22 protein-coding genes are annotated in these 26,669 nt (G+C 48.4%); 3 read left to right on the top strand and 19 right to left on the bottom strand.

The window, feature by feature from the left end:
- Positions 1–39: 39 nt before the first annotated feature.
- Positions 40–1,407, top strand: coding sequence for a magnesium transporter (gene mgtE / locus L4D06_RS03875; RefSeq protein ID WP_429737933.1), 1,368 nt, complete (start codon positions 40–42; stop codon positions 1,405–1,407).
- Positions 1,408–1,671: 264 nt separating this feature from the next.
- Positions 1,672–2,724 carry an acyltransferase gene (locus tag L4D06_RS03870; RefSeq protein WP_429737932.1) on the top strand — a complete coding sequence of 351 codons (1,053 nt, stop codon included), beginning with the start codon at positions 1,672–1,674 and terminating at the stop codon, positions 2,722–2,724.
- Positions 2,725–2,818: 94 nt separating this feature from the next.
- Here L4D06_RS03870 and pmbA read toward each other — a convergent pair whose 3' ends face one another.
- The gene (gene pmbA, locus L4D06_RS03865; protein ID WP_274162951.1) at positions 2,819–4,159 is read right to left on the bottom strand and encodes a metalloprotease PmbA; all 1,341 of its coding nucleotides are present in this window, start codon (positions 4,157–4,159) and stop codon (positions 2,819–2,821) included.
- A 317-nt stretch (positions 4,160–4,476) separates the two neighbouring features.
- Between pmbA and yjgA the strand changes: the two genes are divergently transcribed.
- Positions 4,477–5,007, top strand: a complete 531-nt coding sequence (yjgA, locus tag L4D06_RS03860; protein ID WP_274162952.1) for a ribosome biogenesis factor YjgA — start codon at positions 4,477–4,479, stop codon at positions 5,005–5,007.
- Positions 5,008–5,108: 101 nt separating this feature from the next.
- On the opposite strand, the gene tldD is transcribed toward yjgA, so the two are convergent.
- The 18 genes from tldD to L4D06_RS03770 form a co-directional block, all read right to left on the bottom strand.
- A complete protein-coding gene (tldD, locus tag L4D06_RS03855; protein WP_274162953.1) occupies positions 5,109–6,554 on the bottom strand; it encodes a metalloprotease TldD in 1,446 nt (481 codons plus the stop codon).
- A gap of 82 nt (positions 6,555–6,636) precedes the next feature.
- Positions 6,637–7,455, bottom strand: coding sequence for a carbon-nitrogen hydrolase family protein (locus tag L4D06_RS03850; RefSeq protein ID WP_274162954.1), 819 nt, complete (start codon positions 7,453–7,455; stop codon positions 6,637–6,639).
- Complete coding sequence (locus tag L4D06_RS03845) at positions 7,455–11,342, bottom strand: YhdP family protein (RefSeq protein ID WP_429737931.1); 3,888 nt, start codon at positions 11,340–11,342, stop codon at positions 7,455–7,457. Before L4D06_RS03845 ends, L4D06_RS03850 begins: the two co-directional genes overlap by 1 nt.
- 52 nt (positions 11,343–11,394) lie before the next feature.
- Positions 11,395–12,864 carry a ribonuclease G gene (gene rng, locus L4D06_RS03840; protein ID WP_274162956.1) on the bottom strand — a complete coding sequence of 490 codons (1,470 nt, stop codon included), beginning with the start codon at positions 12,862–12,864 and terminating at the stop codon, positions 11,395–11,397.
- Complete coding sequence (locus tag L4D06_RS03835; RefSeq protein ID WP_274162957.1) at positions 12,861–13,448, bottom strand: Maf family protein; 588 nt, start codon at positions 13,446–13,448, stop codon at positions 12,861–12,863. Before L4D06_RS03835 ends, rng begins: the two co-directional genes overlap by 4 nt.
- Positions 13,449–13,460: 12 nt before the next feature.
- Complete coding sequence (gene mreD, locus L4D06_RS03830) at positions 13,461–13,949, bottom strand: rod shape-determining protein MreD (protein WP_274162958.1); 489 nt, start codon at positions 13,947–13,949, stop codon at positions 13,461–13,463.
- Positions 13,942–14,925: a rod shape-determining protein MreC gene (gene mreC / locus L4D06_RS03825; protein ID WP_274162959.1), complete on the bottom strand. Its 984-nt coding sequence runs from the start codon at positions 14,923–14,925 to the stop codon at positions 13,942–13,944. The genes mreD and mreC overlap by 8 nt, the downstream gene beginning before the upstream one ends.
- A gap of 41 nt (positions 14,926–14,966) precedes the next feature.
- Entirely contained in the window at positions 14,967–16,010 is a 1,044-nt protein-coding gene (gene mreB, locus L4D06_RS03820; protein ID WP_028023145.1) for a rod shape-determining protein MreB, read from the bottom strand.
- Positions 16,011–16,126: 116 nt separating this feature from the next.
- On the bottom strand, positions 16,127–19,216 hold the full coding sequence (locus L4D06_RS03815) for a DUF6701 domain-containing protein (protein WP_429737930.1): 3,090 nt from the start codon (positions 19,214–19,216) through the stop codon (positions 16,127–16,129).
- Entirely contained in the window at positions 19,216–19,656 is a 441-nt protein-coding gene (locus L4D06_RS03810; protein ID WP_429737929.1) for an MSHA biogenesis protein MshP, read from the bottom strand. Before L4D06_RS03810 ends, L4D06_RS03815 begins: the two co-directional genes overlap by 1 nt.
- A complete protein-coding gene (locus L4D06_RS03805; RefSeq protein ID WP_429737928.1) occupies positions 19,646–20,428 on the bottom strand; it encodes a PilW family protein in 783 nt (260 codons plus the stop codon). Before L4D06_RS03805 ends, L4D06_RS03810 begins: the two co-directional genes overlap by 11 nt.
- Positions 20,428–21,048, bottom strand: coding sequence for a type IV pilus modification PilV family protein (locus L4D06_RS03800; RefSeq protein ID WP_429737927.1), 621 nt, complete (start codon positions 21,046–21,048; stop codon positions 20,428–20,430). Before L4D06_RS03800 ends, L4D06_RS03805 begins: the two co-directional genes overlap by 1 nt.
- Positions 21,035–21,499 (bottom strand): type II secretion system protein, encoded by a 465-nt coding sequence (locus tag L4D06_RS03795; RefSeq protein ID WP_429737926.1) that lies wholly within the window; start codon positions 21,497–21,499, stop codon positions 21,035–21,037. Before L4D06_RS03795 ends, L4D06_RS03800 begins: the two co-directional genes overlap by 14 nt.
- A gap of 7 nt (positions 21,500–21,506) precedes the next feature.
- On the bottom strand, positions 21,507–21,968 hold the full coding sequence (locus L4D06_RS03790; RefSeq protein WP_394211699.1) for a prepilin-type N-terminal cleavage/methylation domain-containing protein: 462 nt from the start codon (positions 21,966–21,968) through the stop codon (positions 21,507–21,509).
- A gap of 1 nt (position 21,969) precedes the next feature.
- Positions 21,970–22,566 carry a hypothetical protein gene (locus tag L4D06_RS03785; protein ID WP_429737925.1) on the bottom strand — a complete coding sequence of 199 codons (597 nt, stop codon included), beginning with the start codon at positions 22,564–22,566 and terminating at the stop codon, positions 21,970–21,972.
- Positions 22,567–23,784, bottom strand: coding sequence for a type II secretion system F family protein (locus L4D06_RS03780; RefSeq protein WP_429737924.1), 1,218 nt, complete (start codon positions 23,782–23,784; stop codon positions 22,567–22,569).
- Complete coding sequence (locus tag L4D06_RS03775; protein WP_429737923.1) at positions 23,784–25,499, bottom strand: GspE/PulE family protein; 1,716 nt, start codon at positions 25,497–25,499, stop codon at positions 23,784–23,786. Before L4D06_RS03775 ends, L4D06_RS03780 begins: the two co-directional genes overlap by 1 nt.
- Positions 25,489–26,664 (bottom strand): tetratricopeptide repeat protein, encoded by a 1,176-nt coding sequence (locus tag L4D06_RS03770; protein WP_429737922.1) that lies wholly within the window; start codon positions 26,662–26,664, stop codon positions 25,489–25,491. Before L4D06_RS03770 ends, L4D06_RS03775 begins: the two co-directional genes overlap by 11 nt.
- Positions 26,665–26,669 lie beyond the last annotated feature (5 nt).

The following is a 26,669-nucleotide window of genomic DNA, read 5'->3' as shown; positions in this document are numbered from 1 at the left end:
TCATGTCATTGCGCCACTCGCCGTTACACGGATATATCCATGGCAGAGAATTACGAAGTAGAACCGTCCAGCCAGACCCATCAAACCTTACAGGAAGTTAGCCGCGCCCTCGAAAACGGCATGTTTGTCCACGTTCGCCGAATGCTGGAAGACATGGAGCCTGAGGATATCGCGCATCTTCTTGAGGCCTCTCCACCAAAGAGCCGTTTAGTTCTGTGGCAGTTGACCGACCCTGAAGAACAGGGCGAGATACTCGAAGAGCTTTCAGAAGATGTCAAAGATGGGATCATGGTACGCATGCAACCTGAGCAGCTCGCCGCTGCCACAGAGGGCATGGACACCGATGATGTTGCTTATCTACTGCGAAGCTTGCCAGATAGCGTCTCTCAAGACGTTCTGGCACAAATGGACGCTCAGGACCGAGATCGTGTTCAACAAGCGCTAGCGTATCCAGAAGATACCGCGGGCGGCATGATGAACACCGACGTGGTAACCATTCGTTCCGACGTCACCGTGGATGTGGTTTTACGTTATCTGCGTATGAAAGGCGAATTGCCAGAAGCTACCGATACTTTGTACGTGGTCGATGAAAATAGTCGTCTGATCGGCTCTCTTCCTATTACTGCGCTTATCACCTCACAGCCAGATACTGAGATCCTCGACATCATGGAAGACGCTGACGAAGCGATTCCCGTGGATATGGATGACAGCGACATCGCAAGCCTTTTTGAACGACGTAACTGGGTCTCTGCCCCGGTCGTAGATGAAGATCAGCATCTTGTGGGTCGTATCACCATCGATGACGTGGTCGATATTATCCGTGAAGATGCTGAGCACTCCATGATGAGCATGGCGGGCTTGGACGATGAAGAAGATACCTTCGCCCCCGTGCTTAAATCTGCGCGCAGCCGAAGCGTTTGGCTAGGCGCCAACGTACTTGCCGCCCTTGCTGCCGCATCTGTTTCCAACTTGTTTGAAAACACACTCGACCAAATGGCCGCCATTGCCGTTCTGATGACCATCGTCCCTTCAATGGGTGGTGTGGCAGGCAACCAAACGGTGGCTTTGGTGATCCGTGGCCTTGCAGTAGGGCATATCGGCGATTCCAACACCCGCTGGCTCTTGAATAAAGAAGCGCTGGTCGGCCTGCTCAATGGTGTCATCTGGGCGTGTATTATTGGTGGTGTAGTCGTGTTGTGGAAAGGTAGCTGGATGTTGGGCGCGATCATCGCGGCAGCCATGCTCACCAACCTAGTGATCGCGGGTATTGCTGGAGTAACGGTTCCCATTTTACTCAAGAAAATGAAAATTGACCCCGCCCTTGCTGGTGGTATGGCACTAACGACTATTACAGACATGGTCGGATTGTCTGTCTTTTTAGGACTTGCAACGCTATTTCTGGTCTGACTATTTCAGAGAACACATTTGAAAAGGCTTTCCATTGGGAAGCCTTTTTCGATCTAACAACAGTGTACCCAAGCAACCCAACCTAGATATCCAGAACACCTTTATCAATGGCATCCTACATCTATATGTGTAATCCCGACCCTAAATGTTAAGTAAATGTTGTTATTTCAATATGAGTTGGACAATCAAAAGTTAGACACTATTCTTAACATAATAAAAGTAGAATATTAGACCAAACAACTGTTAGGTGTCAGGGAATTTATAATGTTTTTGCAATCCATCCATAATTACAGGGCCGTAGCTATCATTGCGATTGTCATGAGCCATTCTTATGTTTATGGTCTTGAAGATACAACTGGAATTATTTCCGTTATAAAAACAATATTAACAGGATGTACGGCGCTTTTTGTTTTCATTTCAGGATATATGTTCCACCATATTTTCTACAAAAGATTTGAATACAAAAAATTCATGAAGGGTAAATTTCAACGAATTATTATCCCCTATCTCATCTTATCGACCTTTGCTATCATTCTTGTTTACATTATAAAGTCAGGATTTTACTCTTCCAGTCCTGAGTATTCTAGGATCGTCTTTTTCTCGCCTGAAGACAGTTCGTTGTCTACGGCAATAAAATACTATTTAACGGGAAGAATGCTAACAGCATATTGGTATATTCCATTTGCTATTCTTCTTTTCCTTGCCTCTCCCCTCCACTTTAAATTCATTAAATTATCGAAAAACACTCAGATTTTCACAATTGCAGCATTCTCATTGATATCAGTATTCCTTCATCGATCATATGAAAATATTAATCCTCTTCAAATGTTCGTGTATTACACACCGTTCTATTTAATCGGGATATATTTTTCATTGTACCGAGAAGAAATCAACAAACACTGTACCCAAAAAGGGGTTATATTTTTATCTGCAGCAATTTTACTTGCATTCTATCAATACACCCAAGGACATGAAGGTAGCTACACAAAAAACTTTTTCGAATATGGTGGGATTGACATCATGTTCTTCCAGAAAATGTTCTTATCTACAGGTTTATATTTTATTCTTGAAGCCTTTGTTTTCAAAACAAAGCTGACAGACATCATTTCAGACACAAGCTTTGCTATATTTTTTATCCACCCATGGGTTTTAACAACGATCAAAAGGCTGCCTTTCCTTGAGCATCCAGAGTCAACGAATGTCCCCTACTACTTGGTCACTTGCCTCGTCGTTATCTCACTAAGTGTATTGATATCAATAGCTCTCAATCGGATACTCACTGGTAAAATAAAGTCTCGCTATATCATTGGGTATTAAATCCAGTGCCTAGCCAGAAAAAGAAAAGCCACCGATTCATCGGTGGCTTTGTCTATTTGAAGTGGATAATGAGTGAGAGAAAATCTACCCTTGTTTACTCGCCACCCACTTTCATTGACTCAATCAGAATCGAACCCGTCTGGATTTGGCTACGGTATTCAGTATCAGCTCCCACAGCAACAATCTGCTTGTACATGTCAGCAAGATTGCCCGCAATAGTGATTTCACTGACTGGATATTGGATTTCGCCATTCTCAACCCAGAAACCAGCAGCACCACGAGAGTAATCACCCGTCACCGTGTTAACGCCTTGCCCCATCAACTCTGTCACATATAAACCCGTGCCTAACTCTTTCAGCATTTGAGCGAAAGATTGACCCGTGTTACCCACAAACCAGTTATGAATGCCGCCAGCATGACCCGTTGGCTGCATACCTAGCTTACGTGCTGCGTAGCTGGTCGCAAGATACGTCTGAAGTACACCATCAGTGATGATATCAAGATCTTTGGTGATCACACCTTCGCTATCAAAGGGGGCGCTCGCCATGCCTTTAAGCAGATGAGGACGCTCATAAATCGAAAACCATTCAGGTAAGATCTGATGGCCCAGTTTATCCAGTAAGAAAGAAGATTTACGGTAGAGGCTTGAACCACTGATCCCCATGACGAGGTGGCCGAGCAGACCTGTCGCAACATCAGCAGAAAACATGACTGGCACCGTGCGTGTCGTTAAACGACGAGGTTCCATGCGTTCAATCGTGCGCTGTGCTGCTTCAATGCCGACTTTCTCCGGCGCCCAAAGCTCGTTCTTGTCACGTGATACGGTATAACTGTAATCACGCTCCATGCCCTTGCTGTCTTCCGCAATCACACTGCAGCTGATGCTATGACGACTTGAGGCGTAGCTACCTAACATGCCATGGCTATTGCCATATACGCGTACGCCATAGTGACTATCGTAACTCGCACCATCACTAAACTTGATGCGCTTGTCGTAATCTAGCGCTGCGCGCTCAGCAGCGATCGCTTTTTCGGCAGCATGATCCGGCTCTGGCTCGTCCGGGTAGAACAAATCCAAATCGGGATAATCGTAGGCCATCAATTCAGCAGGAGCTGGTCCAGAGAACGGGTCTTCTGACGTGTAGTTGGCAATATCCAACGCAGCAGCAACAGTTTGTGCAATGGCTTTTTCAGAAAGATCAGACGTCGATGCACTGCCTTTACGCTGACCACGGTAAACCGTGATCCCCAGTGCACCATCGCTGTTAAACTCGACGCTTTCCACTTCGCACATACGAGTGGCAACGCTGATCCCCGTGGTTTTGGTGATCGCGACTTCAGCGGCATCTGCTTTCTTACCCGCTAATTCTAAAGCGCGGGTAACCGCTGCTTCTAATTCAGCACGTTGCTGAGCAACCTGTTGTTTCACGTCCATAAAGTCTTAAATTGATGTGTGTTACCAATAAGCATACCATTCGAAGCCATTAGCGTACTTATAAAACGCCAGCAAAATTCGACTTTCTTAGTCATGCCTTGGCAATTCTGCCTCCCTATATATGTAATCTCAGTCTTCATTGGTCAGCCAAAGGCGGAGAATCACATGGGCCAGGTACTCACGGAATAGAGTGAGCACATTCCTATCAAGGGTTACGACATAATATTCGATAGTTTTAAGCACTAAGAATGAGCGAATATTTGATGATATTGGTATAAACTAAGGCGCTAAAGTAAGCGATAACCTCGGGAAAGATTATGGGCCGTAAGAACAAACGTGAGCCTTGGGAAGAGGAAGAAGAGATCATCTGGGTCAGTAAATCCGAGATGAAACGTGACATGGAAGCGTTGCAAAAGCTAGGTCAACAGCTTGTCGAACTTCGACCTTCTGTACTGGCCAAGTTTCCACTGGATGACGATCTGCGCACTGCCGTTGCAGACGCACAGCGCTTCGAAAAAGAAGCAAGACGTCGCCAGTTACAGCTGATCGGAAAAATGATGCGTACCCGCGACGTTGAACCGATTCAGGCTGCACTAGATCTTCTGCAGAACAAGCACAATCAACAAACGATCGAATTGCATAAGCTTGAGAAAATGCGCGATCGTGTGATTGCAAGCGGTGATGAAGCCATCAACGTAGTGATGGAAGCGCACCCAAATGCAGACCGTCAAAAGCTTCGCCAGCTAGCGCGCCAAGCGAAGAAAGAACAAGAAGGTAACAAGCCACCTAAAGCCTCTCGTGAGATTTTCCAAATCCTGAGAGCCCTTAAAGCAGAAGCTGGCGAGTGATCTTTTCGGCGTAGCATCCATGATGATGTGCTGTTGCGACCTATAAAAAAACCGGGAGATTCCCGGTTTTTTTATTTCTATTTCCGCATACCGACAGTTGGTTATTCAGTGCCACCAACGGTCATGGCATCCACTTTTACTGTGGGTTGGCCAACACCAACAGGGACACTCTGGCCAGCTTTACCACAAACACCCACGCCGCGATCCAGTTTAAGATCGTTACCCACCATGGAAATCTGCTGCATCGCTTCGATGCCACTGCCAATCAAAGTCGCGCCCTTCACTGGTGTCGTCACTTTGCCATTTTCAATCAGATACGCTTCACTGGTTGAAAATACAAATTTTCCTGACGTAATATCAACCTGACCACCACCAAAGTTTGGTGCATACAAGCCGTATTCAACGCTGCTGATCATCTCTTCTGGCGTACTTTGACCACCCAACATGTAGGTATTGGTCATGCGCGGCATAGGAAGGTGTGCATAAGATTCACGACGACCATTCCCCGTTGGCGCAACGCCCATCAAATGCGCATTGTGCTTGTCCTGCATGTAACCTTTCAGAATGCCATTTTCAATCAATACGTTGTATTGACCCGGCACACCTTCATCATCAATATTCAGCGAGCCACGTCGATCTTGTAGCGTGCCATCATCCACGATAGTGCACAGCGTAGACGTCACTTGCTCACCAATTTGTCCGGTAAAAACAGACGACTCTTTACGGTTAAAATCACCTTCCAATCCATGACCAACCGCTTCATGAAGCAATACACCCGGCCAGCCTGCACCAAGAACAACAGGCATAGTGCCAGCAGGCGCCGCTTTCGCGTGTAGATTGATCACCGCTTGGCGTATCGCTTCATCGGCGTAATGCATCGCAATGGTTTTTCCATCTTCATCCGATACAAAGTACTGATAGCCAAAGCGACCACCACCACCAGCAGCACCGCGCTCACGACGACCGTCTTTTTCTACCAGCACACTCACAGACATACGCACTAATGGGCGAACATCTGCCGCATAGGTACCATCCGTTGCTGCAATCAATACCTGCTCGTATACACCGCTAATGCTCACTGACACTTCTTGAATCAATGGCTCTTTCGCACGAATGTAAACATCCACTTCTTTCAACAAGGCAATTTTATCTTGCTTTGACATACTCTGAAGCGGGTCAATGGCTTGATAAATCATTGGATAAGCGCGGTTCGAAAACGCTGAAACTTTTAGCTTGCCGCCTTTATCTGCAATACCACGCGCTGCTGTCGCACTCTGCATAAGTGCATCAGCACTGATTTGGTCTGAATAAGCAAAGCCTGTCTTTTCGCCTGTAATAGCACGAACACCCACACCACGATCGATGTTGAATGAACCATCTTTGATGATACTGTCTTCCAAGACGAGCGACTCATGCCAGCACGACTGAAAATAAACATCGCCGTAATCAATGTTTCTTGCGGCCAAATGCTCCAGCGTTTGACTGAGTTGATTTTTACTTACACCTGACAGGTGAAGCATGGTTTCTTCGACGTGTTCCAGACTCATGGATAAATTGCTCTTTAGCGCTGAAAAAAGACATGTCCGGTAGCAAGTTCCACTACCGGATGAATAATGAATTGAGGTTGCGCTATTTCATCACGCATTGCAACTGAGCATGTTGTAATACCGGCATTTTGCTGCGTATTGCGCTATTGGACGCCAGATCCACATCAGACCATGCCGTCCCAACGTTATCGTTAAGCTGACACGCAACTTGCCCCCATGGGTCAACAATCATCGAGTGCCCGTAAGTCTCTCGTCCACCTTGGTGTTCGCCACATTGTGCAGCAGCAAGCACCCAGCACTGTGTTTCAATAGCGCGAGCACGAAGTAGCACTTCCCAATGCGCAGCACCTGTCACTTTAGTAAAAGCAGCCGGAACCATGATGATGTCCGCGCCACGTTGGCGAAGTGCAGAGTAGAGTTGAGGGAAGCGGATGTCATAACAAATTGAGAGACCTAGCGTACCAAAAGGGGTATCGACCAGCGCTAAGTTCTCACCCGCACGAAACGTATCAGACTCACGATAACTACGGTGATTGTCGGCAATATCCACATCAAACATATGCAGTTTTTCGTAAGAAGCACGCAAGTTCCCTGCGGCATCGTACACCAAACATGTGGTGCTCAAGGTGCCATCATGGTTGCGAATAGGAAAGGATCCCATCACTAACCAAATGCCCAACTCAAACGCGATTTCTGACAGACGCTTTTGCAATGGGCCATGCCCCAGCTCTTCGGCGTATTTTTCGTAATCTTCTTTACGGCCAAAAACCAATGCGTTTTCAGGCGTGAGAATGAGGCGAGCCCCCTGAGAGCGTAAATGCCTGAGCTGACCTTCAAGTACATCAAGGTTTTCTTCAGCATTTATCCCCGAGTTCATCTGTACAACACCAAACTTGGTCATTACTCATTACTCCCTTTCTGCTCATTGCGCAGGCGTTCCGTTGCCTGTTCTGGCAAGGTCACTTCGCCTGTGATTCGCGATACTTCCCTGACAATGGGTTCATCAATGGACCCCGTAACCTGATAGCGAACTTGTGTAAATGCATCGACCACTGGAGAAAGCACTGTCGTCACAGCCAAAACATATAGCGCTGTTTGGGGGGCGACGGCAAACGCGGTTAATATTGGGATACCCGAGGTGAGATCAGGTATAAATCGCACTTCGGCATTCACCTGATTTTTCTCTAGATTCGCTATCCCTTTAATAAACATATCACCTGCTAGCGCTTTCATCTGGATATTATCCGTGACAATTACCCCGTTAGTGATTGAAGCGCTGCCACTGATCTCATCAAAAGCTAGACCATCCTCAAATACACCAGTGAAATCGAGCTGCATTTTTCGCAAGATTGAATCCAAGCTAAACAGGCCCAGCAAACGACCTGCGCCGCCGACCCCACTGACATAGCCATCTTCAAGCCGCGTTTCCAACGTACCATTTAGCGTGGTGATATCCAACGACCAAGGCGCACCATCAAACGTCAAATTACCACTCGTCTTGACACTGGCATCTTGGATCCCGCCCGTAACAGAAAAGCGTCCCATTAAGTCGCTACTATTGTGGCCTTGAATACCAAACGCTAAGTGGCTCTTGTTAATCCCATCATGCGAGATTTCCCAGCCGCCATTCGCGGTTAAACGCGTGTTCCCACTGGCGAGTTTAAATTTCGACAAGGTGAGTTTTTGATCGGTTTTCAGCAACTGCGATTCAATACGCCCCACTCGGTAACCTTGTAGCCACAGCTCATCTATCACCAAATCTGTCGACGGGATTTTAGACATCAAAATACGGTCAATGTCTGTCGCTTTTCGCCCTGCAGTGGCGGGCGTCACCGCTTTTTCGTTGGTGTCATCATCAATATCGACATTCAAAAACAAGTGCTCAATGGACACAGTTAGCAGATCATCTTCATCCCACCACGCATCACCCGACAACTCCTCACTGCCTACCAAAATATGAAAGCCATCGCTTTTCCGGCGCGCCGCGAGTGAGAATTGGTTAAACGTGAGTTCGTCTGCCAGCACTTTACTCGCTTTCACATTCACTCTTGATGGCGGTGACATGTTGACGGGGAAATCATGCTTTTTCCCTTCTTGAGCTAACTCATAGTGAGTAATTATGTTTTTCCACGCCATGACATCCAACACTGGCACATCGACACTAACAGCGTCGCCAGATAGTGGCTTGAGTGATAGTTCTCCATCACCAACGACAGTACGACTTCGAATGACGGTCGGCCTGTCTCCACTGATATCGACATCCGCTTGATATTTAAGCTGAGGTAGCTCAATTTGCCCCACCAAGCCTCGTTCATTTCCCGAGGCCTTTAAGCGACCATGACTTTCAACCAATGAAGGCTTATTCAGCGGCGCAGGCAAATTGATATCGACGTGAGTCAGATCGGCATCCAGTAAAACATCGTAGGTAAACCCAATGTCTTTTAGTGCAATATCAACACCAAGATCCCATGCCGAACGCCCTTCTATGAATTGAAGATCGGGTAACTCCAATGCTGCCTTCAGCTTGTCACCTTCCCACTGGCCATCAATATCTATATTGACCAAATAGTTTTCTGCTTCAGCTTCCCCTTTAAAGCCAATATTAACGGGCTGGTCGAGAAGCTGCGCCTTAAGCTTTTTGGCCCACACCACATCATTATCAAACGACATGGTTCCTGTGACGTTGTTCAGGACGATTTCCGGACTTGCAATAGCAACCTGATTCCCACCTAAGGATGCAGAGCCCTGCACATCCACATCATCGCCATTTAAAGGAATAGATAGGGAGATTTCACCCTCGACCTCTCCGTTGACTTGCACATGTGTTAATGCTGCTCCCACAGAGTCCACCAAAGGAGTAGCCAGCATGTATTCGTGTAAATCGTTACCGTTAGAAGCAATTCTTGCATCGATCAACAACTGACCATTTTCATTGCTTAATGACGGTATTTCTCCTTTGAGATCATAGCCTCTCGCCGCCATCAAACCGACATTGCTCGCATCCAAAAACAAGCTGTCGTTTTGGAACAATAGGTTTAAGTCAAGGTCAGTGAGCATCGGCCATTGAGTATCAAAACTAAACTTTGCATTCTTTAATGGCACATAGGCTTGAAACATACCTTCATGCTGAGGGTAAGGGAACGTGTTGAAATCACCATACCAAACCAATTTGGCGTGATCGGCCTGACCGCCTCGAATGGCTGACGACAGGTAATCCGTAAGCTCATACCCCAGCGCTAAGGTTGGTAAATAGCGCCATGTTTCCCCTGCATTCTTCGCATTAGCTTCGGCATAGAACGATAGCCAACTGCTCCCTTCAAAAGGAATATCGAGTCGGAACTCACCCACAACGTTAAGATCGGGCGATCGCACCGCGACATTGTCCGACCACACAACGACACGCTCATCGGTGTAATCCCAGTAAGCAGTGACATCACCTTGCTCTATGGGTAACGGCGCTTGGAAAAATTCGCCATACGGCAAGATGTCATCTTGGAGCGCTAAGGTGGCTTTACCGTTTGTTCCTACTCCCGCCAACGAGACGTGTAGTTTGTGAACTTCCGGTAAGTAGCTCCAATGCTGAAATGCGACGTCATCAAGATGAACAGAGTAAGCAATGTCTGACGTTTTCGGTTTAGCGAGACGAATATCTGAGGCATTGCCCGTCAGTGATAGTGACGTCAGTGCATGCTCGACATCATCCGGAATCACAAACATATTTCGCAGCGGCAATAGCAACGATAAGTCCAGCGCAGCCAAATTCACTGCCCAAGCATCGCGGGAAATATCGGCACGTAACTTAGGTTCAGGCCACAGGACTTTACCTGTTTTAATGGCAAAATCTTCGGTCGCAACCCGCCAATTATTATCTCCCGAGCGCTCAAGTAGAATTTGACCTCGACGGATCGAAACAGATTGCGAGGTATCGTGCGTTTGAAGTGTTGGTGCTTTGGCTCCCCAAGCAATGACACTGTCAGTCAAGCTCACCAGTGCCGTTTTAGGCATGCCATTCTCAACCGTCAACCAAGCTTGCCCTGCGACTTTCGCTTTAGACAAAGCCACATCCGGATTAATGAATTTAGCGATCCACGCCCTGAGTGACACATCCTCAGCGTTTAGATAAAAATCGCCACTTAAAGATGCGAGACCATCGCTTTCAGTGAAAACACCGCGAATATCAACTTGATTGAGCGACGTCCCTTCCACACTCACCACACCTTGCACACGATGTTGGCTCGACTGGTTATCCCAACGCAGTGATTCTATATTGATGGTCTTTCGCTCATCAGATGGCGACAATACGGTGACACTCGCATCGTGGATGGCAAATTGCCCAAGGCCGACTAAGAACAAATTTTCTAGCTGAGTGGCTAAACTGCCGCTTTTGTCCGATGCGGTATTTCGTTCAGGAAGTTGAGTAAGGTCGACCGCTAAACCATCAATACTGACATTGGTAAACGTGGGTTCTCTACGCTGAAAACTGGCCAAAAGGTCGAACTGCATTTCAATGCTTGTTGCAGACAACACACTGTGTCCGCCCTCATTGGTAGAAAGCGTGAAATCATGGAGGGAAAGCGAAGGAAGAAGATAACGCCAATGCCCTTGAAAGGTTGAGAATTCAACATGAAATCCACTTTCTTGACTTGCCCAACGTTGAATTGGCGCTTTCGCGGCATCCAAGTTGGGAAGTACTAGGCGCATTGAAGCCGTCACAACCGCGGCGGTCACCAAAACGATAACCACCAACCACGTGAGAATTCCAGCCAATCGCTGGGCAACCTTTACCATTTAACTATATTCATCATGAAGCTACATACACCACGCCAGTATCAGCGCCTGATTACATCATCACTACATCAAATTGTTCTTGGGTGTATAGCGGCTCAATATGTACCTTAACTTGCTTACCGATAAACACTTCCAGCTCTGCCACTGCGTGAGACTCTTCACCTTCCAACGCTTCACCGACAGCTGGCGATGCATAAACGACAAATTTATCCGCATCATACGCGCGATTAACGCGAGTGATTTCGCGCAGTACTTCATAACATACCGTTTCTACAGTTTTCACAGAGCCTCGACCCACACACGTTGGGCATTGCCCACACAGCACATGCTCAATACTTTCGCGAGTGCGCTTACGCGTCATCTCAACCAAACCAAGTTGAGTAAAGCCATTGATGTTGGTTTTTACGCGGTCTTTTTGTAAGGCTTGTTCAAGCGATTGCACGACTCGCTGACGATGCTCATCTGAAATCATGTCGATGAAATCGATAATGATGATGCCACCAAGATTGCGCAAACGTAGCTGACGAGCAATCGCCTTTGTCGCTTCCGTGTTGGTGTTGAAAATCGTCTCTTCGAGATTACGGCGTCCCACAAACGCACCCGTGTTGATATCAATGGTGGTCATGGCTTCAGTCTGATCGATGATGATGTAACCGCCTGACTTCAATTCAACTTTACGATCCAACGAACGTTGAATTTCGTTCTCCGTATCGTACATATCGAAGATCGGTTGCTCACCCGTATACAGTTCAAGCTTCGGGCTCAGTTCAGGCACAAACTCTTCGGTAAATTCACGGAGCGCTTCCATACCCGTGCGAGAATCGACACGAATGATGTCTAACTCTGTACCGACAAAGTCACGTAAAATGCGCTGTGCCAAACCTAGCTCACCGTAAAGCATCGACTTAGATGGGCGCTTTGAGCGGCGCTCGATAACTTTGTTCCACAAACGCTTAAGGAAAGCCGCATCTTGATTCATTTCTTCATCTGAAGCGCCTTCGGCAGCCGTTCGGATAATAAATCCACCAAGATCATCACAATAGCGCGAAACGATTTTTTTCAAACGATCTCGTTCTTCCTCGCTTTCAATGCGCTGAGATACACCTACATGAGAAGCTCCTGGCATGAAGACAAGGTAACGGGATGGCAACGTAATATCTGTCGTGAGACGTGCGCCTTTTGTGCCCAGTGGATCTTTGACCACTTGCACCACAATATCTTGGCCCTGTCGCACTAGCTCAGAAATATCGCGCACCTGAAATTGCTGCTTTTCGTTCTCAGACACACACTCGGTGTGTGGAACAATGTCCGAAGCATGAAGAAAGGCCGCTTTATCTAGGCCGATATCAACAAAGGCCGCTTGCATGCCCGGCAACACTCTGCTGACCTTACCTTTGTAGATATTGCCAACAATACCGCGCTTCGCTTCACGTTCAATATGCACTTCTTGTAGATTGCCACCCTCAATCATGGCAACACGGGTTTCAGTTGGCGTAACGTTAATCAATAACTCTGCGTTCATAGGTATTCACCACATAATTTTTGGAATTCGTTCAACAGAGCTTCAGTCTCGTAAAGGGGTAACCCCACCACCGCGTGGTAGCTACCATCAATACGTGTCACGAAACGGCCACCCAGCCCCTGAATCGCATAACTACCCGCTTTGTCGCAAGGCTCTCCACTTTGCCAGTAAGCATCAATGTCTTTATCAAGCAGTGATTTAAACCATACATGAGTTGTGACAAGCGTAGTCAATGAATGGTTCCTGTCAGCAATGGTCACTGCCGTCATCACCTGATGCTGACGACCCGATAGCATACTCAACATACGTCGAGAGTCATTCAGATCACGCGGCTTCTCTAGCACCTCTCCGTCACAGACTACGATGGTGTCTGAGCCCAGAACGGGCAGAGGTTCGGGGGCGGCTTCAACACCCGCCATTGCTTTATCAAGGGACAAACGGCGGACATAGTCCGCCGCTTCTTCATGAGATTCTCGTTGCTCTTCTACGTCAACGCGCAAAACAGAAAAGCGAACAGAGAGCTGTTCAAGCAATGCCTTCCTGCGAGGTGAAGCAGACGCAAGGTAAAGCTGAATATCTGCCATTGCTTCTCCAGACTATTTAATCGAAAACTGACGGCGAACCCGTCTTAGCAGTAAAAAGAGCCAAGGCCACAACAAGAAGTTGAGCACACCCGCCCATAGCTGTGTGGGATCAAACTGAACATTTGATACAAGATATTCAGCCCAAAACTCTAAAACTTTGCCCGCCAAGGTCAGCAGAGACAAAATCACCGCTTGCTGCCACAAAGACATGTTGCGAAGCATTTGGAAATTAAGCGCCACAATATAAACCAGCACAGACATCATTAAGCCACGTACACCTAGTGTAGAGCCTAACATGAGGTCCCAAAGTAGGCCGACGACCAACGCCGTACCCACATTGACGCGATGCGGCAATGCCAGCACCCAATAAAATGCCACTAGTAACACCCAAGATGGACGGAAAGGCGCGAGCTCTCCCGGCCAAGGCGCAGCTTGCAAAATGAGGGCAACAATGAACGATAGCCAGATCAACGCGTGACCGCGAAAGGTAGAATTAGCCATTGGTTATCTCTTTTTGTGCATCAGGCTTAGGCTGCTCGTCAGTGTCAGGCTTTTGCGCTTCAACGTCAGGCGTTTGTGTTTCAATTTCTGGCGTCAGAGGATCCATCTCATCGTCTAGCATTGCCTCAGCTTTCTGCTGTTCTAGCTGCTTTTCCACATTGCTCGGCCACACCAGCAACAGGTAGCGAAGTCGGTCAAATTGTACTTCGGGTTTCGAGTCAACTTGCGCGAATGGGCGACGGTTATCAAATGAAAACGACGTCACTTTTGCAACAGGATAGCCTTCAGGGAACACGCCTCCCAAGCCAGATGTCACCAGCATATCGCCCGGTTCAATATCTGCACTGCTTGGAATATTCTCTAATTGGATATTGTCCGTTTGCCCGCGACCCGCAGCAATCACACGAACATCGTTTCGTACCACCTGCACAGGAATCGCATGGGTGGGGTCAGTGATCAGCAACACGCGGCTATTGTGCGCGCCAACATAGGAAACTTGTCCGACAATCCCGCGTTCATTAATCACGGGTTGCCCTTCATAAACACCGTTTGTTCGCCCTTTGTCGATCATGACCTGATGCTTGTAAGGATCAGAGTCAACCGCCATCACCTCGGCCACCATTTTGCGTTCGTCTCGCACGAAAGGGGAACCAAGTAGCTCTCTCAATCGTTGGTTTTCTTGTTCCATTTGATCAAACAGCAACTGGCTGCTGCGTAGCATCAACACTTCTTCTTTTAACTGACTGTTGTCGATCAAAAGCTGTTGATGAGACGAGAATTGGCGGAACAAACTATCAAGGAGATCTCGTGGCACATTGGACGCATATTGCAGCGGCGCAACCACAGAGTTGAGCACATAGCGAAAGTTAGTGAATGCACCAAGACGACTATCAGCCAGCATAAGGCTGGCTGATATCAAAAGAGCGAAAAACAGGCGTAGTTGTAAAGATGGCCCACGGCCAAACATTGGTTTCATTCAGTCACAACCTGTTTTTTACTGGAATTGATGGAAGACGATTAGTCTTCGCTGAACAGATCGCCACCATGCATGTCGATCATCTCCAGCGCTTTACCACCACCACGTGCAACACATGTCAGCGGATCTTCAGCAACAACCACAGGAATACCGGTTTCTTCTGTTAGCAGACGATCAAGATCGCGAAGCAATGCACCGCCACCCGTCAATACCATACCGCGCTCAGAAATGTCAGATGCTAGTTCTGGTGGACACTGCTCGAGTGCAACCATCACCGCAGACACGATACCCGTTAGCGGCTCTTGCAGCGCTTCCAGAATTTCGTTTGAATTTAGCGTAAAGCTACGTGGTACACCTTCAGCAAGGTTGCGACCGCGAACTTCAATTTCTAAGACTTCATCGCCAGGATACGCAGAACCAATTTCGTGCTTGATGCGCTCAGCGGTTGCTTCACCGATCAAGCTGCCGTAGTTACGACGCACGTAGTTGATTACAGACTCGTCAAAACGGTCACCGCCGATACGAACAGATGATGAGTAAACAACACCGTTCAGAGAGATAACAGCAACTTCTGTTGTACCACCACCGATATCGACCACCATAGAACCGGTTGCTTCTGACACAGGTAAACCTGCACCAATCGCTGCGGCCATAGGCTCATCAATCAAATACACTTCACGCGCACCGGCACCTAGCGCCGACTCACGAATCGCACGGCGTTCAACTTGGGTTGAACCGCAAGGCACAGCCACCAACACGCGAGGACTTGGACGCATGAAACTGTTGTCATGCACCGTTTTGATGAAATGCTGAAGCATTTTCTCAGTCACGTAGAAGTCTGCAATAACGCCGTCTTTCATAGGACGGATAGCAGCAATGTTACCTGGCGTACGGCCCAGCATTTGTTTTGCTTCATGACCGACTGCCGCAACGCTTTTTGGAGAGCCTGCACGATCTTGACGGATAGCGACAACGGAAGGTTCATCAAGAACAATTCCTTGCCCTTTTACATAGATAAGGGTGTTAGCGGTTCCCAGATCGATAGACAGATCGTTGGAGAACATACCACGAAGTTTCTTAAACATAATCTTCGGTTAATCCTGCAAGCGTTAAAATTTTTCAAATTCCGCTAAATGTACCAATGCAGACGGGGCGCGGCAAGGTGATGATCTACAAACCTGAATGAGATCAGTCTTTTTTTTCATTCCCCTGTCAAAGTGATGTTTTTTTCACCTTTATAGATAACTCGATCACTTCCTCGATAAAAACCAAAAACGCCAATGGCGGAAGGATCATCGTCAAACGCACTACCTTGCCAATTGTGTTGCAACCAAGTTTGAGGCACAACACCGCTCACGGCTTTATCAAGTTGCTGCCAGTACCGAAACTGCTCGCGGTTTAACCCAGCGCTTTGGTCAGGAGGGATAACATGGAACTCTGCACGGCCTTCTTTAACGTTTTTTGTCTTCACGACTTTTTTTGCATCATCACGCAGCTCTATCTTAGCCTGTAAAGCGGCGTTGTTGGTTTTATCGCTAAACAACACGTCTTTCTTACCAATTTCCGAAGAAACGATTGTCGCGTTGTCTCGTGTATTGGTAACAAAGTGCGTGCCGTTAAAGACTTCGACTGCAACAGGCAGGGTTTGTTCACTGAACGGCGTCTTAGTATCAGTAAATCCTTCGATTCTCATGCGACCGAAATAGAAATCATCAATTGCTATTTGAACACCACTTAACGAAGGGTTACCGCTCCCCTGTGGCTTAATAACCCGCATTTCACAACCAGTTTCAGAGACATTCTTGCAATACACAAAGTCGGTATTATCTTGATCGAACGAGATAGCCCCTACGGCAAACCTAAGTGGAGTAAAAGGGCTTTCGGGTACAGCGTCTTTAACAATCGACATTTGGCCATCAATAACCCACTCACTCTCACCATTCTTCCCCGCCTTCCATTGCCCTTGCTGCCCCACCGAGGGGTCGGGTGTAAATGCCCAACGCGTTGTTAAATCCGTCCCGGCATACGGGTAGCCACTCACAGGGTCTATCACCCAGCCATCAAATACTGCTTTATCACTTCGCAAATGATAGTTGCTCACAGGGGTATCAAACGTGGTAGCGGCGTTAATAACGTAAACACCAGAAAACGGTTGATTCAGGTAAGTAAACCCTTGATGCAAACTATCGTGGCTGCGAGATACCCCAGATTCAAATTCTGGCGTAACCATAAAATGAGACGGATAAAAACGCCCAACAGGTAAGTCAGCTCGATTGACCGTCATCCCAAGGTAGCTATCTACAACACGAGAACGCAGTTTGAACGTGCCAACATTATTCAACGATAAGGATGGATATTCATACCTGCCGTTGATCGCCTCGGTGTGGTTTTGATTTGTCGCCCCACTCACTGACGCTGACGTACCACCAGTGGGCGTCACAACTTGCGCCGTATTATTAATCGTAACTCTGGCGTCAGGCGCATCAGGATGCCAAAAACTCGGCGTGGAAAGACGAGAGCAGTATTCTTTTCCGGAAAGATCAATCAAGGACGAATCTGTTTTATCACCCAACAACCAAACAACTGGCCTTAAGTACGCCGAAAACGGCGCACCGGCGTAAGTAAACGCATCAGCAGCTTTTGACTGCCCTTTGTCTTGAGCTTTTACGTCACAAATCGCGAATGTGTATGGGCGAACATGCAAGGTTGCGTCACCTCGAAGCTTTTCTGTCTCAGCATTCTTTTCCGGAGCTTCCGGTATATCTGTCTCATCCCCATCACCGCTCTTTCCTGCCGATACTTCCTCCACAGGAATGCTCAGAGCCCCAGCGTCTGCATACCTCACCGTCACCGCATTGTTGGCTCGCCCATCGACAAAGTTAACATTGAGCGTTTGCTCGCCTGATTTATCATTGATCGTAGGCTTTGTCGGCGCAGGCCCGCCCGCATAGGTTGGTTGCAGATAAGACGCTTCGCCAAACTTAAGCGTTTTCGTCCCTTCATAATCAGGTATCGGGGTAGGGTCGCAATCGCCATAAACGGCTTCAATGGAGAGCTTCTCTGGCTTGCCAGCCACCATTTTCAGGGGTGAAGGAGAGAAACGAAATCCACCCGCTTTGAAGGTGTAGTTGCCTTGTTCGGAGGTGAGTTCTCCGGTTTCATTTGAGATAACAGTAGCTTCTGCGTTCACGGTGCCAATGGCTTTGTTTTGAAGCCAAAGTTTGGTGCTGCCCGAACGCAACACGACTTCTTTAGTTGGACCATTCGAGCACAACCCGTTCTCGCTCGTCGCCCAGCATGCCGTATCGGTAAAATTGGTCGCTTGAGCCGTTAGATCTCCAGAAATATCTCTCTGGATTTCACCTTTGTCATCGGTGATATTGAAGGTAATAGGAATTCGTGAGCAGGTGTTTGTGCTGTCCGACATAGGGTCTATTGTGAGCTCATAGCTGTCGAGAAAGCCACCAAATTTAATAATCGACTCGTTTGCCAATACCAATGATTTTGCCGTTACCGCTCCGTAGATCGTTGTTCCCCACGTTCCAGGTTGCGTGGTGCCAGACAACTTCACTGTTCCTACAGAATAGACATAACCATAAATAGTAGAGTCGGAGCCGATTTGCGCACTATACAAAGTGTCGTGGCTTTCCTCTTGATGAACCCAGAAAATCAAATTTTTAGGATCACCCTTAATATTTATTTTTACTTTGTCCGACAATTTCAGCCTGTTAACGTGGAGCTCCACAGGTCCGTTGATAACTATATCAACGTTTTCACCGACTATCACATCTCCAAAATAGTAGGATCCTTCTTCGAACGTCACTGTACTTTGGTAGCGTATGGAAAACGTATGGTAGTTAGGTGTAGAGTCATCAAAGTGGTGAACTGTCTGAGTATGATCTAAAGGATAGGTTTTATCGTCCTCCAGCACACCGCCCGCGCTCTGTTTCAACAAAACAGCCAGTCGCTTATCTTGCGCTCTGTTGCCCGTTTCGACACATGAATTTCGTGGAGCATCTCCATAGTCATTGCAGGTGGTACCATCTCCATAGAATGCGTGTTCAAATCCCACTTCAACGGGATTTTTATCGGGCTGATAAATGGTGGATATGCTCGTAATTTGCAAACAATTTTTGGCATTCGGCGGGTTGTGTGGGCCACAGTTTTTTGCGTTTCCAGCACTCGCAGGAAGATCAGGTGCCTGCGCTGGCCCCGGGAAGTACACGCCATTGGAGGATGCCAAAAGAGTGGTACTAAACAGCAGAGCCACTAAAACTAATACGACTCTCATCACTGTACAATCCCCCTCGCCCAACTCTCTTGAACACGCACCACGCTCAAATGTCCACTTCCACATTCGCCTTTACTCTCAATGCGATATTGCGCCAAAGGCGCGACACCAACAGGGTTACAGGTGACAGAAACAGAGCAGCCCGTCAGGCCAGCGGAATTAAAATTGGTGGTTATCACCGTCGCACTACAACTGGCTTCTGGGAGGTTATCTGCGTCTTTTGCTAATGGAAACAGCTGCGCCATCGCCATTTCTGTACCGCTATTTGCAGCCAACCAAGCGCGTGTACCCAGCACTTCTCGGGTTGTGGTGTCGCTTTGTGACCAAGTGATTTGCATCAAGGCAGCGCCGAGTGCTGCCAATGCGGTAATCGCAAACACCGCAACAATCAGCATGCTGCCTTGTTGGCGTTGCAAAGAAGACGAAGAACTAAGGCGCATTGAGAACCTGTACTTGTTGGTTATAGATAGAGGTTTCACCGGATTGATTGAAGCGATAGTAAATGTTGATCAGGTTACCGCTTGAGAGTGACTCACCAGAAAGATTGAAACGACTACCGGTCGCGATATTTTGTGCCAGCGTGACATTTTTTGGCATCGCGCCATCGTTCACGCGTCGACGAAGCTCGCCATTATCAAAACACAACGTCACTGAATGGTTGTATAGGTAAACACGCTGAGATGGCGATGCTGCAGGCCATTCAGCAGCGGGAAGTTTATCAAGCGTCAGGGTATTCCCCGACGCATCAGTAATCGCAAAACTGTTTGCCGCACCACCGACAAGGTCTGACGGTGTCATTGGCAGAAATACCAAGCGATGATCACCACCTTTGACTGCGTCTTGCCAATTGGTTTGTTCGGTAGACAGCGCAACATCCAGTGTCTTCGTATTTTCTTCTAACTGATTATGCACACCAGAATAACGAATAGGGGTGTAGGTTAAACACGAACCGCCATCCCACACCGTCATGCTGTTTGGTACTGAGTGACGAAGCTCTCGCCCCAAGCGTTCAACAGCAAAACGGGCTTGGGATTGCAGCGCTTCACGGTCACGGGATTCCACGTAACCCGTGGCGCTGGATTCAATAAAGCCAAAAATCCCAACAGAGACAATCGCCAGAATGGTCAGCGTAACGATCAGTTCAACCAGTGTGAAACCTTGGTTTACACGCTTTGATGGTGCGCGTTGTCGTGATAATCGCAAACCAGACATCAGAAATTACTCCGATACGCTGTGAAATCAAAACGGCCAAATTGTCCGGTATCGACAGCCATATCAATGCGTTTATAGAGCTTGCTGTTACCTGTCGAATCATCAAACGTGCTGTTGTCATACACCACGTTAATATCTACCGTGAAACCACGGTAGTCGTCAGCAGTGCCTCCGATTAAATGACTCAACGTGCCTCGGTATGGGCGAGTACACACGCTACTGTCACCCCAACAGCCAATGTAATCTTCTGTGGCAATAAACCCTTCGTTCGCTGAAAGTGGTGTAGGTGTGCATGTCGGCACAGGGTTCGGGGAAATAATTCCTTGCGCCAATAGCGCATCGGCGTCTTCGTCGCAGCGCCAACGGCTGCCGTTGGGATCAGAGTTGCGGTCAAACTGTCGTGCCAACACTTGGTTCATTACCGCTTGCCCCAGCGCAGCCGCACGGGCTTCAAAATGCGGGTTGGCGGATTTGGCGAACATAGGGAATAACGTGGTGCTGATCAGCACCAAGGCAACGCCGAATACGACAATGCCGATAACTAATTCCACCAGCGTATAACCACGCTGATGGCGAGAAATTGAGTTTGAAGCTTGTGTGTTTTTTTCAGCGGCAGGCATAGAAATAACCCTCGCTGTTTAGGCAAATACTCGCGCGACTCGCGCCTAGCGAAAAGGTTATTTGGCATTCAGATGATACGCAAATGCGCTTCTTGTCCGAATCTATGGGTCGCCCCAACAAATCAAAATAAATCGTTTGTTGTGGTGAGATGCGAACGGAAGAATCCGATAAATCCACCACATCACTGCGATCGGTATTAAAACCACAGCCAGAAGCGGCACTGCCCCCCATGCGGGAGGCAGTCACGTTCAGGGCATGGCAGTCAGCAGAAGGGTCTTCCTGCTGCATTGCCCTAAGCTGAACTTGCCTAGCGACAGACAAGCCAGCATCCCGCGCCCCGTTCACTGAAAAAGCTTCAGATCCCGACAAGAGCGGTACGGCAAACACACTAATAATACCGAGGATCACCAAGACAGTGACCAGCTCGATTAGGGTGAATCCTTTTGTCATGTAAATATTACGGTGTACAGTTTTTTACTTCAGTTGAAGGAATATCGGTCGTATTCGCTGATGCATTTGAATAAACAACACAACGTTTTCCACCTTGCGAATTGTTGAAGGTGTATTCAATCGTGGTGCCGACAACCTTATGTTCTTTCCAATCACTGGTGGTGTCACTTGCATCCTCCGCCACACCAACAATGGCTAATGAAATACCAGCATCTGATGCTACAGGGTAGCCATTAGTTGCGACCAAAACATCATCAACAGTCCCGTCACTCTCCTTACCATTGATTAAATATTTGCCCTGAACCATGCTGCTCGCACTATTAATTGCTCCTCGAAGCCCCTCAAGCGCAGCATCACGCGCGTCATCTTGGAAATTCAGAAACTTAGGCGCTGCCGTTACCGCCAAAATACCCAGAATCACAATCACCACGATCATTTCGATCAGTGTAAAACCGCCTTGACGTTTCATTCTATTTCTCCTGATTTTCTCTCAAAACCTCTACGCGGCCAGTCACCGGGTAGTAAGTAAAAACATGGTGATCCAAAAAGTCGGGCTCACCATCACTCCAAAACCCGGTGCGAACCGGTCTTTCAAATCGACAATAGGGTTGCAAGTTATCGCTATCCTGCATCACTACTGCGCGAACTTTTGGCTGAGGGCGTTTTAGTGCCTCCGGCCGTGTATCTGTCTCTAACCAGTAAGACTGATCAGTAAAATGATTCAGTAACGCTCCGCAATCTTGCGCGGTAAGGTTACTGAGTTGTTTTGCGCCGTTTTCCAGTGCAAACGGAAAACCACTGATTGCGTTGTCACTGTGTGTCATTCTGAAACTGACATTATCGACAGTAACGATATCGCTTTGTTTATTCTCTGTTTTTAATGCTGATCGCATTTGTATGTTTTGGGCTGAACCTTCAAACGCATTCGCGAGATAACGAAATTCCACGTCATCGGCAAACTGCATCACCCGATCGAGTACAGGGAGCACTGCCAATGCCAAAACGCCCACAATCAGAGTGACAATCCCCCACTCTGCCGGGGTGCGATCCCAGCTAAGAAATCGCATTTATCCGCCGCGGATCAGATCAAGCATGTTCCACATCGGCAAGAAAATACCCAATGCGAGGATCAACACCATGCCCGCCACGATCATCAGCAAAATAGGCTCCATGCGCGCTGACAGTGTTTTCAGGTCGTAATCCACTTCGCGGTCGTAAAAATCGCTCGCTTCCAACAGCAAATTATCTATCTGTCCCGTCTCTTCGCCGACTTGGATCATCTGGTGTACCAACGGCGTAAACAGTTTGCTGTCTGCGGTGACCGAACTGAGGTTAATACCGGATTCAATCGCCGCTTTCATTTTGTCCACTTCCCCCGCAAGGAAATGGTTATCCAGCGCTTCACCTGACATCTGCAATGCCGTGTTAAGCGGCACACCGGCGCGTAGCATCAAGGCAAAAGTACGAGAGAAACGCGACATCAATGCGCGGTTCACCAAAGGTCCTACCAAGGGAATGCGCAGTTTAAATTGGTCCCACTTCACGCGCCCCTTGTCGGTTTGTTTCCACAAGTGCCACCCCATGGTGAGGCAGACGGTGGAGAACACAATCAACCACCAGAAATCGACAAAGAAGCTCGATGTCGCCATCAATATCTTGGTGGGTAACGGCAAATCCGAGCCGAACTTGGCAAACATTCCCGCAAACTGCGGTACGACTTTGACGTTCAAAAACGCCATTGCCGCCACAATCACCATCAACACGAACGTGGGGTAACGCAGCGCCGATTTAATGCGGCGACGGGTTTCCATTTCTTGTTCGTAATATTCCGCGAGCTGCAACATGGCGTCATCCAATCGACCCGTGTTTTCACCCACTTGGATTAGCGACACAAATAAGTCGCTAAACACATGCCCATGATCGCGCATCGCCGCTGACATTGGGCGACCATTGGAAAGCTCTGTCCCCACACTTTCAAGCGCCTCTTTGAGGGCTTTATCTGTGGTGCTTTGCGACAAGCCTTTGATGGCGCGAAGCAAGGGCACGCCTGCTTTGGTCAGGCTGTACATTTGGCGGCAGAACACCACCACGGATTCCAGCTTTACCTTGCGCTGAAACAGCGGGGTTGATGCTTTTTTTACGTTCGCTTTCGTCGGCTCAAGAGACAGCAAGATCATGCCTAAATCGCCAATTGAAGCGATGGCTTCACTTTCGGTTGCGGCGTCTAAAACTGCCGTAACACGCTTGCCTTTCGCGTCTCGCGCCGTGTAGCGATAACGCGCCATTACGCACTCGCCATCGACAATGATGCGGCTTCAGAAAGCTTCATTGCCTCTTCCAATGACGTTTGACCCTGCTGGACAAACTCCAATGCGCTATGCACCAGCGGTTTGTAGCCTGCCTGTCGCTCCGCCAACATGGCGAATGTTTGAGTATCATTAGCGCGAAGCGCATCCATCAAATCAGGCGTGATTTCGAGAAGCTCAAACACACCGATTCGGCCTTTATAGCCGGTAAAGTTACAGGTCTGACAGCCGCGACCTTGGTAAAAACCTTGATTGACCATGTTTGGCTGAATCGCAGTCAGCCACATGGTTTCCATGTCTTCTGTGGCATGGGGCACTTTGCAATCTGGGCAAATACGGCGAATCAGTCGTTGTGCCAGCACGGCACGCACAGAACTCGCCACCAAGTAACCCGGTGCTTCCATATCTAACAAGCGCAATGCACTGTCAATGGCATTGTTGGTGTGCAATGTCGAGAGAACCAAGTGACCAGTCAGTGCGGCGCGAAGACCAATTTCAACGGTTTCCAAATCACGCATCTCACCGACCAGAATAATATCGGGGTCTTGACGCAGGAAGGTGCGCAGCGCTGACGAGAATGTCAGACCAATTTTGCTGGCGATCTGAACTTGGCTAATACGCGGTAAACGATATTCCACCGGATCTTCCGCGGTGAGGATTTTCTTCCCCGGCACGTTCAGTTCGTTTAGTGCGCCATATAGCGTGGTGGTTTTACCGGAACCCGTTGGCCCCGTAACCAAAATCATGCCGTGTGGACGACGAAGCTGAGCGCGAAAACGCTGCAGCATGTGCGCGTCCATGCCCACTTCTTCCAACTGTAATACGCCTGCCGATTGGTTGAGCAAACGCATGACCACAGACTCGCCATATTGCACAGGCAGCGTGGAAACACGCACATCAATGGCATTGCCACGAACGTTAAGATTGAATCGCCCATCCTGTGGCAAGCGCTTTTCGGAGATATCCATGCCACTCATGAGCTTCAAGCGCAGCACCAATGCAGAAGCAATGGCGCGCTCTTTCAATAGCGTCTCATGCAACACACCATCGATACGCTGGCGAATACGCAGTGCATCGGCATCGGGCTCAATATGAATGTCTGATGCATTCACTTGCACCGCATCTTCAAACAGAGAGTTAATCAGCTTAACAACGGTGACTTCATCAGACTGCTCGTCTTCAGTTCCGAAGTTTTGTTCGAGTTTAACGCCGTGCTCAGCCTGCAATCGTTCGGCAAATGACGCGATATCACTGGTACGGCGATAATAACGATCGAACGCATTGATCAGCGATTGCTCTGCCGCGATCAATAGCTCGACCTGATATTGGTGTAACAGGTTAAGCACACTTTCTTGCGCCGTGAGATCCGCGGGATCAGACATAGCAACACGCACTGTGTTCCCAATGCGACCAATCACTAAGGCGCGTAAGCGGCGAGCATGAACTTCGGGCAACAAACTGACGGCATTCGGATCAACTTGGGTCAAGCTGAGATCAATCAAAGGCACGCCGAGTTGGCGGGCAAGAAAGTCCAGCATTTTGCTTTCTGACAAGATACCCATTTCAATCAGGGTATCGCCAAGCTTATTGCCGGTTTCAGACTGACGATTCAGCGCCGAAGTCAGATTTGCGTCGGTAATAATGTTCTCTTCGACCAGCAAGTCACCGAGACGTTTTCGCAGTTTAACGGCCATTGTCTGCTCCTTTCTGCGGCTGACTTTTTAGATAGGCCAAGCGTTGACGGGCAAATTGCACCGACTCGTTGCTCAGGCCGCCAACAGTGATCGCTTTGCCATAACCACGCTCTGCGTTGGCATAATCTTTTTCGCGTTCAGCGGAAATACCCAGCCCCAACCACCAGCGCCCATCCGTCGGCTCGCGCTCTGCAAGCCATTGGTAGCTTTGCTTCGCAATTTCATGCTTCGCTAATTTTTGCGCCAATGATGCGCGCAAAGACACGTAACGAATTTGGTCGCTGTCTAACACGCTCGCAGGTGCCAAGAGCACATTGAGCGCGGATTCTTCACGCTGACTTTGCTGGTACATACGCGCCAGTGTCAGCTTTAGTGATGCCGAAGACGGATTGGCACTGATGCCTTTTCGCAATACAGATTCCGCATCACGCAACTGATTGCGACCATAGAGCAAGCCTGCAAGTTGATTGGTCGCGGCAATATGGTTGGCGTCGTATTTCACGGCATCACGCAGGTAAGACGTCGCCTTTTTGGTGTCTCCTACTTGTGCGCGCTTTTGGGCTTTGTCATAGGCAATCGCCGCTAACTCTTCGCCGGATAATTCAATGGTTTCGACGGAGAGTGACGACTCAGGGGTTACCGCCGAAGCGTCACTAACTTCTGATACAGTGTTGACGGGTTCCGACATCGAAACGGGCTTGGGCGTCGTCTGGACTTGTGCAATCAAGACCGGTTCTGGTAACACGGGCTCACTGGTCACCGTTGTTTTCTCTGTCATGACAGCGTTGGTCTGAGATGCCACTGCTGCAGGTCTTTTCGTTTCCACAAAGCTCACCTCGCGCGTCACCACTTTTAGCGTCGGTGATGGCGTCGGTGATGGCATTGAAGGTTGCACTTTAGATGCAGGGATCACTGCCACGCTTGATTCAGGCGTTTCCACATTCTGTTTTGTTGGCAAAAGCTGCGCCGAGCCTAAAGCTGTCTTATCTTCACCACTCACCAAAGCCCAAGATATTCCCGTTGCCCCTACCAAGGTGGCAACCAACGCTAACGCAACACGTGCAAAGCGAAATCCCCACACTGAAGGGATCGCAACAGGGGCGACGCGGTTGGGATGGCTCTCTGGCGAGGAAAGATCGCTCAGCATTCGGTTTAATTCACTCATGTGAT

The sequence above is a fragment of the Enterovibrio makurazakiensis genome (assembly GCF_050336585.1).
In the GTDB taxonomy this organism is placed as follows: Bacteria; Pseudomonadota; Gammaproteobacteria; order Enterobacterales; family Vibrionaceae; genus Enterovibrio; species Enterovibrio gelatinilyticus.
This window is presented reverse-complemented; position numbering and strand designations above follow the sequence as displayed.